Source organism: Mycolicibacterium arseniciresistens, assembly GCF_030519285.1.
GTDB lineage: Bacteria > Actinomycetota > Actinomycetes > Mycobacteriales > Mycobacteriaceae > Mycobacterium > Mycobacterium arseniciresistens.
Genome location: NZ_JAUMSQ010000352.1, coordinates 1 through 378, shown reverse-complemented (window position 1 = coordinate 378; position 378 = coordinate 1). Strand labels below are relative to the sequence as shown.

Below are 378 nucleotides of genomic sequence, written 5' to 3'. Positions count from 1 at the left end.
GCGCCGCGCGGCCCAGCGCTGCGGCCGCGCCGGGTTGCGCGAGGTCGGCCGGGAGGGTGTGCGGCCGCCGGCCGCCGGTCGCGCCGATCTCACCGGCCAGCTCGTCGAGCAGGTGACCCCGCCGCGCAGCGAGCGCGAGCCATGCGCCCCGGTCGGCCAGCACGAGCGCCAATGCCCGGCCGATGCCGCTCGATGCACCGGTGATGAGTATGCGCTTGTCCCGCAGGTCCATTCGCTGCATCGGCGCTCCTTTCGCCGTCACCAGCATGCCAGTTGACTGATAATCAGTCAACCAGCGGGGTACCGCGAGACTACGGTTGTTGCGCGAAATGTCGAGGTGGTTTCAGGCGGTGGATGCAACACCGGGTGGATTCGATG

Annotated in this window: 1 protein-coding gene; it reads right to left on the bottom strand. The window is 69.8% G+C overall.

Annotation, left to right across the window (positions count from 1 at the left end; all coding sequences use genetic code 11):
• Positions 1–241, bottom strand: a 241-nt coding sequence (locus Q2100_RS28100) for an SDR family NAD(P)-dependent oxidoreductase (RefSeq protein WP_302916683.1), incomplete at its 3' end; no start/stop codon positions are given.
• Positions 242–378 lie beyond the last annotated feature (137 nt).